Annotated in this window: 13 protein-coding genes; 11 read left to right on the forward strand and 2 right to left on the reverse strand. The window is 37.0% G+C overall.

The annotated features are described in order from the left end of the window. Genes ABMA72_RS14360 through ABMA72_RS14375 form a run of 4 tightly spaced genes read left to right on the forward strand, consistent with a single transcriptional unit; the run spans nucleotide 1 to nucleotide 6,159 of the window. Nucleotides 1–1,209 (forward strand): TolC family protein, encoded by a 1,209-nt coding sequence (locus tag ABMA72_RS14360; RefSeq protein WP_393057630.1) that lies wholly within the window; start codon nucleotides 1–3, stop codon nucleotides 1,207–1,209. Next, a complete protein-coding gene (locus tag ABMA72_RS14365) occupies nucleotides 1,202–2,581 on the forward strand; it encodes an efflux RND transporter periplasmic adaptor subunit (protein WP_393057631.1) in 1,380 nt (459 codons plus the stop codon). Before ABMA72_RS14360 ends, ABMA72_RS14365 begins: the two co-directional genes overlap by 8 nt. Beyond that, nucleotides 2,574–5,690 carry an efflux RND transporter permease subunit gene (locus tag ABMA72_RS14370; protein WP_393057633.1) on the forward strand — a complete coding sequence of 1,039 codons (3,117 nt, stop codon included), beginning with the start codon at nucleotides 2,574–2,576 and terminating at the stop codon, nucleotides 5,688–5,690. Before ABMA72_RS14365 ends, ABMA72_RS14370 begins: the two co-directional genes overlap by 8 nt. Continuing rightward, nucleotides 5,683–6,159 carry a hypothetical protein gene (locus tag ABMA72_RS14375; RefSeq protein ID WP_392859617.1) on the forward strand — a complete coding sequence of 159 codons (477 nt, stop codon included), beginning with the start codon at nucleotides 5,683–5,685 and terminating at the stop codon, nucleotides 6,157–6,159. The genes ABMA72_RS14370 and ABMA72_RS14375 overlap by 8 nt, the downstream gene beginning before the upstream one ends. On the opposite strand, the gene ABMA72_RS14380 is transcribed toward ABMA72_RS14375, so the two are convergent. Together ABMA72_RS14380 and ABMA72_RS14385 are read right to left on the reverse strand one after the other, a co-directional pair. Next, a complete protein-coding gene (locus ABMA72_RS14380; RefSeq protein ID WP_393057635.1) occupies nucleotides 6,160–6,672 on the reverse strand; it encodes a DUF2391 family protein in 513 nt (170 codons plus the stop codon). 79 nt (nucleotides 6,673–6,751) lie between these two features. After that, complete coding sequence (locus tag ABMA72_RS14385; RefSeq protein ID WP_392859621.1) at nucleotides 6,752–7,645, reverse strand: hypothetical protein; 894 nt, start codon at nucleotides 7,643–7,645, stop codon at nucleotides 6,752–6,754. Nucleotides 7,646–7,885: 240 nt separating this feature from the next. Between ABMA72_RS14385 and ABMA72_RS14390 the strand changes: the two genes are divergently transcribed. The 7 genes from ABMA72_RS14390 to ABMA72_RS14420 all read left to right on the forward strand — a co-directional run bounded on the left by ABMA72_RS14390 (nucleotide 7,886) and on the right by ABMA72_RS14420 (nucleotide 15,794). Next, entirely contained in the window at nucleotides 7,886–8,347 is a 462-nt protein-coding gene (locus ABMA72_RS14390; RefSeq protein ID WP_393057637.1) for an ankyrin repeat domain-containing protein, read from the forward strand. A gap of 84 nt (nucleotides 8,348–8,431) precedes the next feature. Next, the gene (locus tag ABMA72_RS14395) at nucleotides 8,432–8,662 is read left to right on the forward strand and encodes a hypothetical protein (RefSeq protein ID WP_392859627.1); all 231 of its coding nucleotides are present in this window, start codon (nucleotides 8,432–8,434) and stop codon (nucleotides 8,660–8,662) included. Nucleotides 8,663–8,837: 175 nt separating this feature from the next. Next, on the forward strand, nucleotides 8,838–9,356 hold the full coding sequence (locus ABMA72_RS14400) for a hypothetical protein (RefSeq protein WP_392859628.1): 519 nt from the start codon (nucleotides 8,838–8,840) through the stop codon (nucleotides 9,354–9,356). 55 nt (nucleotides 9,357–9,411) lie between these two features. Beyond that, the gene (locus ABMA72_RS14405) at nucleotides 9,412–10,695 is read left to right on the forward strand and encodes a PepSY-associated TM helix domain-containing protein (RefSeq protein ID WP_393057639.1); all 1,284 of its coding nucleotides are present in this window, start codon (nucleotides 9,412–9,414) and stop codon (nucleotides 10,693–10,695) included. Then, nucleotides 10,692–11,882: an MFS transporter gene (locus tag ABMA72_RS14410; protein WP_393057641.1), complete on the forward strand. Its 1,191-nt coding sequence runs from the start codon at nucleotides 10,692–10,694 to the stop codon at nucleotides 11,880–11,882. Before ABMA72_RS14405 ends, ABMA72_RS14410 begins: the two co-directional genes overlap by 4 nt. After that, entirely contained in the window at nucleotides 11,875–14,082 is a 2,208-nt protein-coding gene (locus tag ABMA72_RS14415; RefSeq protein ID WP_393057643.1) for a GNAT family N-acetyltransferase, read from the forward strand. Before ABMA72_RS14410 ends, ABMA72_RS14415 begins: the two co-directional genes overlap by 8 nt. Further along, a complete protein-coding gene (locus ABMA72_RS14420; RefSeq protein WP_393057645.1) occupies nucleotides 14,079–15,794 on the forward strand; it encodes an IucA/IucC family protein in 1,716 nt (571 codons plus the stop codon). The genes ABMA72_RS14415 and ABMA72_RS14420 overlap by 4 nt, the downstream gene beginning before the upstream one ends. The last annotated feature ends 26 nt before the right edge of the window (nucleotides 15,795–15,820 follow it).

Genomic DNA, 15,820 nt, shown 5'->3' on the forward strand with positions numbered 1-15,820 from the left:
ATGCTTAAATTAGCTTTAGTTACTTTCATTTCCACATGCTCAATGGCCTTTTCTTTTAAACAGGCAGTAGGGCAGTTGAGTAAACATAATAGTGTTGAAGCAATTAAAGGGAGTGCTAAGTCTCTTGTTGAATCTTCAAAACAGAAAAGCTCTTGGGGTGACCCAATGTTTAAAGTTGCTGCAAAGAACTTTCCTGTTGAAACATTGGATTATAACCAAACTCCAATGACGGGGCTAGAGCTTGGAATTTCTCAAAAAATTGCCCTTTCAAATAAGTATGGAAAGGCATCTGAAAGCGTCAATGCTCAAGCAAGAGCGATGAATTATTCGGCACTAGATTATGAGCAGGCATTGGTTAAGGCGTTGTGGGGAAATGTTATTGGAAATCGAAAAATTGAAAATGAACTCTATATCCTCAAAGAAAACCTTGCTTGGATTAATAATATCCTAAAGGTTAGCAAGAAGCTTTACTCTAATGGACGAATCACTCAACAGGCACTACTTGATATTCAAATTAGAAAGTCAGAAATTGAAAGTGAGTTCAGTAATAAAACATTTGAGCTAAAACAGAATAAGGCCCAGCTTGAATACTTACTAGGTAATCAAGCTGCTAGCTTTGATTATAAAAGCGTTCCTTGGCGCTTATTAGAAAAATCAAAGAATGAAGAAGTGATAAAGGATAATCGCCTAAAGGCGCTTGAAGAAGGAAAGATTGCTGGAGAGTTTGCTGTCGAGCAAGCAAGTCTTGCTTATATCCCAGATATTACTGTTTCTCTTGGTTATACATTTCGATCAGATGAAATCGACAATAATGGTGACTTTGTCGGTGCTCAGATTACGTTTCCAATCCCTGTCTCAGATGACAAGAGAGGCGCTAAGGGAGCGGCCGTGGCCAATCGCTATGCTGCGACTAAAAAGCTTGAGGATTATAAACTTAAAAAGAGTCGTGATTTAAATATCATTCAAGATAATATCGAAAAATTAAAATCTGAATTAGAAATCATTACGAAAAAATCTGTGAATTTTGCAAAGAACTCACGTTTGATTACTTCAAAATCATATGGCCGTGGGAATAGTTCTTACGTTGAACTCTTACAAAGTGAATTAAGACTACAAACAATATTATTAAAAAAGGTGATGTTAGAAGCTCAATTAGCAACTTCTAAGGTTGATTATAAATATACTCTTGGAGAGTCTCTCTATGAATAAGTTACTTAAAATTATTGCATTCTCAACTCTTCTTGGGTTTGTTGCGTGCTCACCAAAGGAAGATGTGAGTACACAAAGCGAATCTAAGGTGAAAACATACTATACATGCTCGATGCACCCTCAAATTAAAGAGGATAAGCCTGGGAAATGTCCAATCTGTCATATGAACCTGACAAAGGTTGAAGTCGAGGATGACCATGATCACTCGACAATGACACAAGTTGAGCCAGAGAAGGAGCTTTGGCGTTGTGCAGATTTTCCAGATGTAACAAGTGAAAAAGAAGACGTATGTCCAATGGATGGAACTCCAATGGTTAAAGTTAACACACGAAAAGAAAATGCTGCCAAGGTTGTCGCTAGTGTGAAGCTTAGAAAGTCTCAGTTAAAACATTTTTCACCTTCATACTTTCCTGTCACGACGATGAAGATGACAAAGAAGATTAGACTTCTTGGTCAAGTCCTTCAGTCAGAAGAGAAAGAGAGTAATATCCCTGCTCGCATCGATGGACGAGTGGAAAAGGTCTATGTCAAATCAACAGGGAGTTTTGTGAAAACTGGTGATCCTGTTGTTGATATCTATAGTCCAAAATTAATTTCTGCAGGTGAGGAGTATATTCTTGCTCGTAAGACTTACCTGAGGAACAGAGGCCGTGAATTTCGTGATCTTTATAAGCAAAGTCAGGAGAGGCTAGAGCTTTGGGGAATCAAGAAAGAACAATACGAAGCTTGGGCCAAGAAGGGGACGGTTCCAAATAAGATCACAATCTTTTCACCTGCAACAGGTATTGTGCAAAAGAGAAGTGCAACTGTTGGTACATACTTTAAAGAAGGGCAAAACTTCTTTGAGCTCTCAAACTTAAGTGATGTTTGGGTAGAGCTAGATGTATACGAGCAAGACTCTGCTCTTGTGCAGCTAGGACAAAAAGTTGAACTAGAATTTATTGCAATACCTGGGAAAACAACAACAGGTGAGATTGATTTTGTGAGCCCTGTCCTAGATCAACAATCTCGTACATTAAAAGTACGTGCGACGATCAAAAATGAAGAAGGGAAGCTTAAGCCTGGTATGGTTGCAAATGCTCAAATTACATTTGAATTAGAGGGAATGCCTCTTGTTATACCTCGCTCTGCTGTTATCGATACAGGTAAGAGAAAAGTTGCCTGGGTTAAGGTGAGTGATAAAGAATTTAAGTCTATCGTTATTAAGACTGGTCATGAGTCGGAAGGTTATGTTGAAGTTAAAGCAGGGCTTAAAGATGGTGATCAAGTTGTTATTGAAGGTAACTTCCTTCTTGATGCACAAGCACAACTATTTGGTGGATATGAGGATATGAATACATCTGACCCTCATCAAGGGCATACTAATGATTAAGAATATTATTGAATTATCTATTCGAAATCGCGTAACAGTAGTTCTTCTCTTTATCCTAGTTGCACTACTTTCTGTATTTAGCTTATCAACTGCTCGAATTGATGCGATCCCTGATATTGGTGAAAACCAGCAAATCGTTTTTACTAATTGGGCAGGTCGTTCTCCAAAAGATATTGAAGAGCAAATTACTTATCCGTTGAGTGTCATGCTACAGGGGATTCCGGGTGTTAAGAATATTCGCGGAACGTCTGCTTTCGGATTTTCTACAATATATGTAATCTTTAATGATGAAGTTGATTTCTATTGGTCAAGATCACGTGTTTTGGAAAAGCTTACAAGTGCTAAGAACGAACTCCCAGATGGTGTAAATCCGGCAATGGGCCCAGATGCTACAGGACTTGGACAAGTGTATATGTATACTCTTGATAATGCTCCTGATAGCGACAAACCACTTTCATTAGAAGAGCTAAGAACTCTTCAGGACTTCTATGTTCGCTATCTTCTGCAAAGTGTTGAGGGGGTTAGTGAAGTTGCTAGTATTGGTGGTTTCGTTAAAGAGTATCAAATTGATGTCGACCCTAATAAACTTATTGCCTACGATATTCACTTAACGGCAATCATTCAAGCAATTCAAGATAGTAATATCGATGTTGGGGCCGAAGTTATTGAAGATGGTGACCGCGAATTCATTGTACGTGGGAAAGGATTCTTTAAGTCTCTGGCCGATATTGAAAATGTTGTTGTGGCCGTTAAGAATAAGACTCCAATTCGTATCAAAGATATGGCAAGTGTTGGGACAGGGCCAGCATTTCGTCGTGGGGCCCTTGATAAGGATGGAACAGAGGCCGTTGGTGGAATTGTTACCATGCGCTTTGGTGAAAACCCTAAAGAAGTTATTGATAATGTAAAAGAAAAAATTAATATTGTTAAGGCAGGACTTCCAAAAGGGGTTGTGTTCAGTCCTTTCTATGACCGAACTGAAGTTATTGAGAGAACGATTGGAACAGTTTACTCCGCTCTTGCACAAGAGATCTTTATCACTGTTATTGTGATCCTTCTTTTCTTACTACACTTTAAGTCGTCGATTCTTGTTTCGTTAACACTTCCATTTGGTGTTGGGATTAGTTTTATTCTTATGAAATTCATTGGCATTGATTCTAATGTTATGAGTTTATCAGGTCTTGTTATTGCCATCGGTTCAATGGTCGATATGGGTATTATCATGACTGAGAATATCTACTCTAGTCTTGCTAATGAAGATCGTGATCTCTCAAAGTCTGAACGTGTTGAGATCGTTGTGAAGGCGGCCCGTGAGGTTGGACCTGCGATTTTAACAGCAGTTGCAACGACTATTGTGACATTCCTTCCTGTTTTTGGACTCGAGGGAAGTGAAGGGAAGCTCTTTGGACCACTTGCTTGGGCAAAGACCTTGGCAATGTTTGGTTCAGTAGTTGTGGCAATCATTCTAGTTCCGGCCTTAAGTGTTTTCTTTTTAAAAGGAAAGCTGAAACCAATTGAGAAGAATCCTGTAAGTTTAAAAATAGTAAATACTTATCAGCCAGTTCTAAGATGGATGCTTGAAAATCGTAAGATCTTTGCGATCTTCCCAACTCTAATTTTTATTCTTGGTGGTATTGCATACTCTCAACTTGGTAAGGAATTTATGCCTTCTTTAAATGAGGGGGAAATTCTTTATATGCCTGTAACAACAGCTGATGTTGGAATGACAAAGGCACGTGAACTCTTGGCGTATACAGATAAGGAGCTCGTTAAGCATCCGCTTGTGGCAAGTGCTATTGGTAAACTGGGACGAGCTGAAACTGCATTAGACCCAGCGCCTGTTGCCATGTTTGAAACAGTGATTAAGCTTGTTCCGCAAGATGAATGGCCTAGTGGAACTTCTATTTATGATATCATGGCCGAGCTTGATCAACAGCTTCAAGTACCTGGACTCGTTAATGCGTGGCTATTTCCAATTGAAAATCGTATCGCCATGATCTCGACTGGGATCAAAACACAAATTGGTGTAAAGGTCTTTGGTGATAATCTTGAGAAACTAGAAAAAATAGGGCAAGTGATCGGTCACGTTCTCGAGGGAATAAAAGGGGCAAGTGGTGTCTATGCTCAGCAAATCACTGGTAAGCCTTATATTGAATTTGATATTGATCGTGTGGCCGCGAGTCGTTACGGAATTAATACGGGAACAATTAATAAGATTCTCCAAACTGCGGTTGGGGGAATGACAATTGGTCAATTCTACGATGGGAGACAGCGTTTTCCAATACGTGTTCGTTATAAGAAAGAGCTAAGAGACCGTGTTGATGAGCTTAAAAAAGTTCTTGTACCAAGTCCTCTTGGACAACATATTCCATTAGAGCAGCTTGCAAAGATCGAAGTTGTGACAGGCCCTGCAATGATTCAGTCTGAGGATGGGATGTTACGCTCACTTGTTCTTTTAAATGTTCAAGATCGTGACCTTATCGGCTTTGTTGAAGAAGCTAAGAAGGCCGTCGAAGAAAAGGTCGAGTTACCTAAGGGATACTCTCTTGTTTGGGCCGGACAATATGAAAATCAGGTTCGCTCAAATAATCGCCTAATGCTTCTTGTGCCATTAGCACTCGTTATTAATTTAATCATTATCTACTTTGGTATTAAAAACCTTCGTAATGCGGCCATTGTCTTCAGTGCTGTTCCAATTGCATTTGCAGGTGGTCTAATCCTTTTATGGATTGGAGGATTCAATACTTCTGTTGCTGTATGGGTTGGTTTCATTGCTCTATTCGGTATCGCTGTCGATGATGGGGTCGTGATGATGACTTATCTGCAAGAGGAGTTTAAATCAATTAAGCCAAGTAATTGGGGGGAACTCAAGGAAGTTATTGTCAATGCTGGTTCAAGACGTATTAGACCTCTTGTTATGACGACTACGACAACAGTAGTGGCCTTAGTTCCAATTATGTGGTCGACAAGTACAGGAAGTGAAGTGATGAAACCAATGGCGATTCCTACGCTTGGAGGGATGCTCGTCGAATTAATTACACTATTTGTTGTGCCTATTACATATTCATATTTTGAACAAAAGAACCTTAAAGGAGAAACACATGAATAAATTTATTATTGTAAGTATGATTGCTTTTAATTTATTTGCCGCTGGACGTATTGAGATGGCACAAAACACTAAGAAAGAAGTTGTAAAAGTTCTTGAGCTAAATGAGGGCCTTCATGCAAGCTTCTTTGATTACGATGGTGCAAAGGTTGAGAAAGCTGCAAAAGATCTTGCCAATGCAATTGATAAGATTAGCGATGAAAAAATCAAAAAGCTTTTAACTTTCTCAAAAACTAAGCTTTCTGAGATTAAGGCATCAAATTCAACTGCTGATAATAACCAGAACTACCATCTTGTTTCAATGGCCCTTATTCATATCATTAATACGTATGATGTAGGGGAGAAGTATAACGCTTACTCATGTCCAATGGTAAAGAAGAAGTGGGTACAAAACTCGTCAAAACAGGACAAAGTTCACAATCCATATGCTTCAAATATGCCTCACTGCGGACAAAAAGATACTAAGTTCTAATTACTTTAAATAATCTGTGATGGCCGCTCCAAAGATGCTTGGAAATGCAATAATGACTGTGCGTTTAAAAGCAAGTACTGGGTCGGTCATGACAGGGAATTTATCAATCAAGAATAGAATGAAAACAACACTCGAAGTTGTGATTAAGTAAATCGCAATTATCCTCTTAACGAATTCAGCAATATTCCCCTTAAGCTTAAAACGATAGAAGTTAAAGTAGACAAAAAACGTCACGATAACAATTGAAGATGCTAGTAGATAGTAGATATTATCAAATTTAAGAGAAACACTTAGATTCCAGACTTCTTCAGTAAAACACAGTGGCGAAGCGACAAGAAAGGCCCCCACAAATATCTGTGAAACATCGCGTAATCGAAGCTCAACCATAAGAGGGTTGATAACATGGCCAATGGGTTTTCCAGTATCATCTAAGAAGGTAACGACTTCTTTCAGATAACCATTGATTCGTTTGATCTCAGTATGTGTATTCTTTAAACCTTTAAAAACATCCATACTGAAATTATAGTGAGGTTTTGAATTTTAAGCAAAAAAAAAGGCCCGAATAATCGGGCCTAAGTATACTTTAAATTTATTAAAGAATATTGATATCTGCAGAGATTGCAAAATTTGTCTTGTCTGAATCAATATCATCAGCAAGGAATTGTACGTTTGGATAAACGTAGATATCTCTTGTTACAGAAATACCAACACCAACTGATTGGTATTCGTATGCTCTAAGAAGTTTAGAATCTTCACCTCTAGACTTTTGGTAGTTAAAGTAACCAAATACAGTTCTAAATGAGAATGTATCGTTGAATACGTACTCTAATTGTGGGTAGAAACCAACTGCAAGTTCTGTCATTGCATCTTTAGATACCGCAACTTCTGGCTCTGAACCGTAGAAGTATGCACTTAGAGAAACTGAAGCACCTAGCGTTAGGTTTGTTCCTTCAAAACGCTTCATCATGTTGTGAGATGCACTAACAACTTGCTTAAGGTCTACAGCTTTATATGATTCTGCTGTACCAAAAGTGATATCTGCTGAAGTTGAAGTTTGGAAGTCACCAATTTTGTAAATTCTTGAGTAACCAACGTATGGGTTATCAACGTTACCTTCTGAGTGTCCCCATGGGTTTAGTACAGAAAAACCTGCACCAACTGTCATACTGTCATTTTTGTTGAAACGGTATCTACCTGCGAAGCTACCACCAAAAGATGTCTTCGTTTCTGTTTCTGGATCACCATAGATATCTGGTCTTTCTTCACCAAAAATATCATCTAGTGTACCACCATTGTAACCTAGTGAAAGACTTAAGCTGTAGTCAGATTTTGAACCAGACTGTGCTCTTAGTCTTGCGTTTGTAATTTCACTGTCGATGTCTCCATCTTTTTTACTTTTTGCTTCTTCTTGAGCATGAGTTTGAACCGTCATAGCAGCTGCTAGAATTAGCATAAGTAACTTTGAACTTTTAACAATTGTTCTCATAATCACTCCATGTGTATGTTTTTTTATAGACTAATATTGTCTAAAGACTGATGTGAAAGATCAATGGATTTCTTAATAAAATCTTAATAAACAACAAGAAAGATTTTTGCATATAGCGCCAATATAGCTTAAATCAACAAATAATACCCAAATAACCATTAAGGGAGTTAATTAAACTTATCTCTTCTTCACTTTTTAGAAGAGATGACTTCTCCGTAGAATTATCTATTAGGAGAAGTTATGTCTAAGATTTTTGATTGGGCCAAGAATGGTGATGTTGGTGAGTTAAGTATTTTCTTACTAACGAATGAAGAGTGCAACTTAGAGATTACTAATGAGAAAGGATATACGCCTCTTCTTGAGGCTACCCAATATGGACACTTTGACTTCTGTCACACTTTATTGAGTGCAGGGGCCAATCCCAAGGCTACAGACGGCCTAGGTAATAATGCTCTTATGTTTGCTTCACTAAAGGGTAACTTAAGAATCGTAAAATTACTCATTCAATATGGTGCAAAGCTTGGTGAATTAAATGACTCCGGGATGAGTGCTCATGACTGGGCCATGGCCTTTAATCGTAAACAAGTTATTTCTTTTATTGGTGAAAAACACAAATTTCAAAACAATCGTATTAAGAGCTACCTTGGCCTTGTTAAAAATGGAATGAAGTCTATTTCATGGCCTAATAGGAAATCTCTATGATGTCATAAAGACTCGATATTTTATTTCGCTCCCATTCCTTGCGATGATGAATTAACAGATAATCAATCATCAAAGGAGATGGATATGAAAGTTCACACATTATTTACGACACTAATTATTGGTGCGAGTATGATGAGTTTTTCAGCATCAGCAGAGTCCCTTTGTGAACATAAGTATAATTCACAAGAGGTGAGCTCACATCAAAATCTAGAGAATGAAATGGTTCATTCTACTAATTCCCTCAAGTCAAAGTATAAGAAATCTGGCGAAACTCGTATCCTTAGTAAGATCGAAGGACGCGATCCAATCCGCTAAATCTTATAATAGGCCCTATTTAAGTCTCCAAATAGGGCCTATTTACACCAGATTTCATGTATTTATTACAAAAAATGTCGCTATCAACAATCAGTTGTTTAAATGCGTAGATAATAGTTTGACATGCCAAACTCGTTCAGATATTTATTCTTCATAAACTTAAAGGAGAATAAACATGATGAAAAAATCACTTATAGCTTTATTATCACTACTATCAGTTTCAGCTATCGCAAATTCTGACCTAATTCTTGAAGGTGAGAGATGGGTTGCAAAGCATAAAGGTTACGTATGTGCAGCATTTACTGACTACACAAACGCACCAGCTACTCACAACAACATGAATGTTAAATTTGAAAAGCTTTCTACTGATTACACGCTTGATAATATTCTAATTAAGGCAACTTTCGAAAATGTAGATGGTGTTGAGTGTTCTTACTCTTCAATTCTATTTGCTGACAATGCTGCTTCTACGATCGAACTTGTTGATTCAAGAGCTTTCTCAAAAGTAAATGCTTCTGCTGACTGCTCTGAAGGAAAGGCAATCCTTGATGCTCAACTTGCAGACAATGACTATCTTTACTGGGGGCACCCTCACCACGCAACGATCATGGTTCCAGCTACTGGTGCCGCTGATGTTTGTGGAGCAGAGGCAACACATATTGGTATCGATTTTATGGTTTATAAAAAACTATAAAAAATCCTTGATATTAAGCAGGGGAGTATAAACTTCCCTGCTTTTTTTAGTTTTTATGAGTACATTAGTAAGAAAATTATTAAAAATTCATCGCATTCTAGGTTTAGTCCTAGCGGTCAACTTCCTTGTTCTTGGGCTAACTGGAGTCGTTCTCGTTTGGCGCCATGAGCTTTCTCCTGTTCAAACAGTTGAGCAAAAGAGTGTCTTTATTTCAGAGGAATCGTCACTTTCAAAAATCGAAAATTACTTATCTGAAAATAAAAGTTACAAAGATAAAAAAGTACTTTCAATTTTTAAAGGTGATGACGGAGATATCCAAGCACGTGTTACAGAACCAGGTATTGAAAAGTTCAAGGGTGCAATGAGGTTAAAATTTGACCTTGCTGGAAATGTACTATCTTCAAATCAAGTCAAGCCTACTGCCTTCATTGACTTTATCTTAAAACTTCATCGAGAGTTACTCTTAGGAGGAAAGGGGAAGATTCTAATTGGGCTTATGGGCCTCTTCTTTCTTATTGCTCTGTTAAGTGGTGCTCTTATTGCTAATAAATTCTACCGTAATGTAAAGACGATGAATTCTCGTATCCTGCTAGGGCGTCTTCATAAGATTATTGGAGTCAAGACGTTAGCATGGCTTTTAATCGTCACATTCACGGGAGCAATTCTAGCATTTAATAGCACATTAATTGGTCTCTTTCTAAGAGATAACGTAAGGGCACATCAAGCAAATGCTATCGTTATTGAAAATGCAAAATATGTCTCAGTAACGACAGTTCTAAAAGAACTTGAAACAAAGCTTCCACATTTAGAATACGACTTTATTTCTTATCCTGATAATGAATTCTCTGTTCCCAACCAATTTGTTGTTCTAATGGAGAATGAAGAACATCATCATGAAATCGCTTATGTCGATGGCATAACAGGCAAGCTAAATCGTACAGTATCTCTTCCATGGTATTTAGAGCTTCTTATTCTTTCAGAGCCACTACACTTTGGTGACTACGGTGGAGTTATCTTAAAGATTATTTGGAGTGTTCTGGGGCTAATTTCTTCTTTTATTCCAATAAGTGGAATCTATATCTTTTTGTTTAGAAGGAAACACCTTGCTGTGAAAGCAGGGTTATATGATGGCCGTCTTTTAAACGATACGAATGTATCAACTCTAGAAGTTTTACTTCCAACGATGTTTGTCTTTGTGATCTTCTTTATTACATCTGACTTTAAGTGGATCTTAAGCGCACTCTTTCTTATTTATTTAATCTTCTCTTGGCGAGATCTTGTGCTTTTTCTTATCTCTTTTAGGAATAAAGCGAGGAGACCAAAGGAGAGAGTTTCTTGAGTTCTCAATTAAAAATTAATAATTTTACTAAGGCCATCTCATGCCTTTGTTTTGTTTTTGGTGCGGCCCAAACAATACTTCTTGGTCTTATACCGAAAATTGCCATGGTAACAAATCTGGATATCACTTCAGTTCTAATTATTTATGGTATTTCAATCTTCTTCTTTCTTTTTATGACAAAGGAGTGGGCCGCACTTTTTTCAAGAATCCAGCCTAAGAATATTTACCGAATTGGGCTTTATGGACTTCTTTTATCAACACTTGCTCTACTAGCAACTTTCACTTGTGGCAATGTTGAGTTATCTCTAGCATGTTTCATTCTTTCTCGAGTTATCTACGCGATGACTGCAAGTTCTATTATTCCGTTCTCTCAGGTCGTTAAAATTAAGCGCTTTAAAGATGCACAAAGAGGTGTCTTAGAAACCACTGTTTTCTTAAATATAGGAAGACTTATTGGATTAATTTTAGGAGGACTTTTAGCATATAACCTATATATGGGACTTGTTATCCTGGCAGGACTAATCCTTCTCTCAATATTACTTGGTTTTGAAAGAGGGCAAAGTGAAATCGAGATGATCTCAGTAAGGCAAGATCAGAACTTAAGACAAATAATTCTACCGCTACTTTTAATCCCACTGGCCTATACATTTATGACTTCTTTCTTTCATATGAGTATGACAGATATTGTGGGTGATCTTTTCATAGGGCAAATTAAGCAATCTGCTACGATTTACTGGACTCTAACTATTGCATCACTTGTTATTATTGTGACTCAGTTGATCCTAAAGAAAATGAATCTTATTAATTCTAAATTTGTCACAATATTAGCAATCATTGCTCTTTTAACTAGCTTTTATTCATTTTATCGAATTGATGATTTAAGAACATTGTACGGTTTTATCATTTTGTTCTCATTTGGAGCAGCGATAGTACCTATTCTTTATATGGGACAAATTTATAAGCTCAATCCTGCTACTCCTAAACAGGTTGTGGCCAGTGAGATCAGCTTTTATCAAACTCTTGGAAATGCTCTTGGCGCACTCTCTTCAGGGGTGATTATTAAATTTCAATTGACTAATTATATGCTTATTTTCTTTGTTGCTCTGGTTATTGCCGCAATTTTCATAAGCTTAAAATATAACACTTTCTATACAGAAGAAGGTTTTGGTGGAGTGACAAATGGTTAGTGAAAACACTAGGCAACTTGCTGATAAGTATAGTCTTCGATCACTCATTAACTCGATGGCAAGAGATTACGTGCAAGATAAACTTGTTGAAGTTGATCGTGAAAATGGCCATGTGAGAATAGGAGATCTTTCATTTGAGATTGATTCATTTTCTCCATTAGGTGGCCATCGTTATACAGGAAAAATTTATTTAAATGGAGCTTCTATTGACTTCGATCAAATGCTTCCTGAATTGATAAGTCACTTTCCTGATGCAGACCCAACCTTTATTGAAAATATTATTAATTCGAGAAATAATATTGAACTTATCCTAAGTCATAATTCAGATGTAAAGATTGATAGCTATCTTAGCAGTGAACAAAAGATGCTTCTTGGTCATCCATTTCATCCTTATCCGAAATGCAAGAAAGGAATGAATGAAGAGGATTTATTTCAATATTCTCCAGAACTATCAAATGGCTTCAAGTTAACTTGGATTAAGTGTCAAAAGGATATGATTCAATCAAATGGGACACTTGATGATGTTGTTAGCGCACTAAATAAGCTGGCAATATTCGACTTAGAGGAAGTTGATAATTCCTTTGTCTATATTCCGATGCATCCATGGCAATGGCGTCGTTTGAGTAGTTTTAAAGAAAGACAAGACATCTGTAAGGTTATTGAAGTATCAAGTGGAAAAAATAACTGGTTTGCTCTTTCTTCTCTTAGATCTCTTTATAACCCCGACGCGCCATACTTAGTTAAGTATTCAATGGATGTGAAGCTTACAAATTCGATAAGACATCTTCAACCAGAGGAGGCCATCCGCGGAATGCAGATGGAGACAGTTTTTAAAAACGAAGGAGTCTCAAAATTTAGCGATAAGTTTCATATTCTTTATGAACCTTTCTATGTTGCCTTAAGAGGTGAAGTTGGAAGTCCTATTATTGAATCGACTCTTCAATTACGTGAAAACTTCGTTTCAGATAATTGTCTCTTACTTGGCACTTTGGCCGAAGAGAATCCTTATACTGGTAAGTCTCACTTATTAAGTCTAGTCGAAGATAATGCTCAAAGAGCGTGTGGAAATATTTTTCTTGCAAGAAAGTATTGGTTTGAAGCTTTTCTTGAAAATGTAGTCGGAGAGTTCATTACTCTGTCTGAAGATCACGGAATTCTTCTTGGTGCCCATATGCAAAATATCATTCTTAAAATGAATGATGGACTTCCTGTTGGAACAATTTATCGTGATTGTCAGGGTACTGGCTTCACTGCTAAAAGTGTTGAACGATTTGGTACTAAGTATGAATTCATCAGTGAGTCTAAGGGGAATATTTTATCTCCCGAGGATGTTAATAAAGTTTATACTTACTATCTCATTATAAATTCAGTGTTTAATACAATCATTTCCCTAGCAAATGGAGATGCTAAGGCCGAGTTATTTCACTTAACACAATTTAGGAATTTTATTTATAAGAATCACTCTCGTTCTTCATTTTTGAGCTACTTAATTGAAAGTGATTTTCTCTACCAAAAGGGAAATTTCAGGTGTTGTGTCTCTAATATCAACGAAAATACAATTAAAAACCCATGGGATATTTATAATAGAATCTCGAATCCAATCAAGGCCCTTTTAAGAAGACCACGTGTTTATGAAGGAGAATTATATCGAGCTACTTCAAAGCACAATCATGAAATAGTCCTTCGTGCTTTTGATATGGATAAGGATCTTTTGATATTTCACGAATGGCATAATAAGAAATATGTCTACGAGTTTTGGGAAATGAATAAGCCTCTTGAGGAACTCAGAGAATATGTACAAGGGCTCAAGGATTCTCCTTATCAACTGCCAATTATTGTTGATATCGATGGTGAGCAGGCCGGATACTTCGAAGTCTATTGGGGATTTGATGATAGGATTGCTCCTTACTGTAACGCCTCTTTATATGATCGTGGAATCCATATTCTCATTGGTGAGGAAAAATTTCTTGGAACGCGTGCTGTTTTTGATTCAATCTTTCACTTAACAAAATTTCTTTTTGAAGATGATAGTAGGACTCAAAAGGTGTGGGGAGAACCACGAGTCGATAATAAGAAGGTTTTAACTCTCGCAAGACTACTTCCTGGATGGGAACACAAGGGAGTCTTTAGTTTTCCTCATAAGACCTCTAATCTTTTAGAAGCCGATCGTACAAGGTTTTTTAGTGAGATGAAGTCATGATGAATACAAGAAAGTTCTTTGAGCTTCATAAAAATCTTATCATTAAAGCAATTGAAGAACTTCAATTTGAAGAGCTCTTTGATGTTGAGTATTGCCACGATCGTTTCTTTTTTAGAATTTCTGATGAGACCTACTATAGTTTTCAAGGCCGTATTAGTGTTTGGGGAAATCTACAAATAGAAAATGATAGCTTTAAAAAGTATAGTGCTGGAAAAATTATCGATGAGTATACTCTTGCGGACTTCTTCTTTGAGGTACAAGATACTTGTAAGATGAGTGATGAAACACTTGCTCAGTTTATTGAAGAAGGCAATCAGACAATTTATGGTGATATCATTCAAGCGACTTCATTAGAAGATATTACCATTGAAGATATATCTAAGTTTAATTTTAAAAAAGTTGACCAGATTTTATCAGGACACCCAAAAATCATCATGAATAAAGGGCGTCTCGGTTGGGGAAGTGATGAGCTTTTATTATATGCTCCAGAATCGAGAAGTAGTTATAAGCTTCATTGGTGTGCGATTAAGCGAGATTGCCTAGAATGGGGGATGAATCTCGATCAATTAAAAATTGAAGACCTGTATTCCGACTCCCTTACTGATGCTGAAGTGGATTTTGCAAAAAGGAAAGTTCAAGAAGTCTCAGGGAGCTTTGATGACTATATTCTTATTCCGGTTCATCCTTGGCAGTGGAGTAAGTATATAAGTGTTCAATTTAATCACTTAGTCTTTCAAAGACGAATTATTTCTCTTGGAAAGATGGGCCATGAATACACACCACAAGTATCGATTAGAACTTTATCCTCTAATTCATTTACAAGTAAGTATGATGTAAAAGTGGCCATCTCTATCTTAAATACTTCATGTGTAAGAGGAATTCCTCAAAAATATATTAAGAAGGGTTATCTCTTATCTGAAAAGATTGAGAAAATTATTGATTCAGATAAGTTTCTTAAGAATAAGGTCGATGTCCTAAAGGAAGTTGCAGCAGTAAGCTGTCCTTTACCAGAGTTTAATCGTATTGAAGGTGGATCATATCGCTATAAAGAATTACTGGGCTGTGTTTGGCGTGAAAGCGTAGAGAATAGAATCTCCAATGATGAAATTGCCATTCCAACAGCAGCACTTCTCTTTACTAAAGATCGTAATGCACTGGTTGCTGAGTATATTAAGTCATCTGGTTTAAGTGTTTCGGAATGGATCAAAGAGTACTTCAGTGTTGTTGTTATACCTCTTTACCACCTACAAGTAGAGCACGGTCTAGGCCTAGTCGCTCATGGGCAAAATACCATTCTCGTTCTGAAAGAGGGAAGGCCACAAAGGTTAATCATAAAGGACTTTCATGGTGATTTTAGAATGGCCTCAAACTCAAAGCATATTGATGCTGACTTTGGAGTTGAGCTTGATCAGTTACCAGCAGAGTACTTGATTCACGATCTTATCACAGGTCACTTTGTTACAGTATTACGTTATTTATCAAGAGTAATAGAAGAATCTCTCGAATTTAAAGAAAGAGACTTCTATCACTTACTTGGTGAAGTTATTTCTGACTACCAAGGTGATCGTCAGGTTGCGGATAAAGTTAATTTATTAAGAAAAGAACTTGAGAAAGTATTGGTTAATACTGTTCGTTTTGTTGCTGGTTATAGCGAAACAGGGGAGCGTTTAAAACCAATGCTAGGAAGTAATATTAAAAATCCTCTTGTTTGAAATAGTTAGGGTTGAGTTGAGGAAGT

Source organism: Halobacteriovorax sp. CON-3 (assembly GCF_043196995.1).
Classification (GTDB): domain Bacteria; phylum Bdellovibrionota; class Bacteriovoracia; order Bacteriovoracales; family Bacteriovoracaceae; genus Halobacteriovorax_A.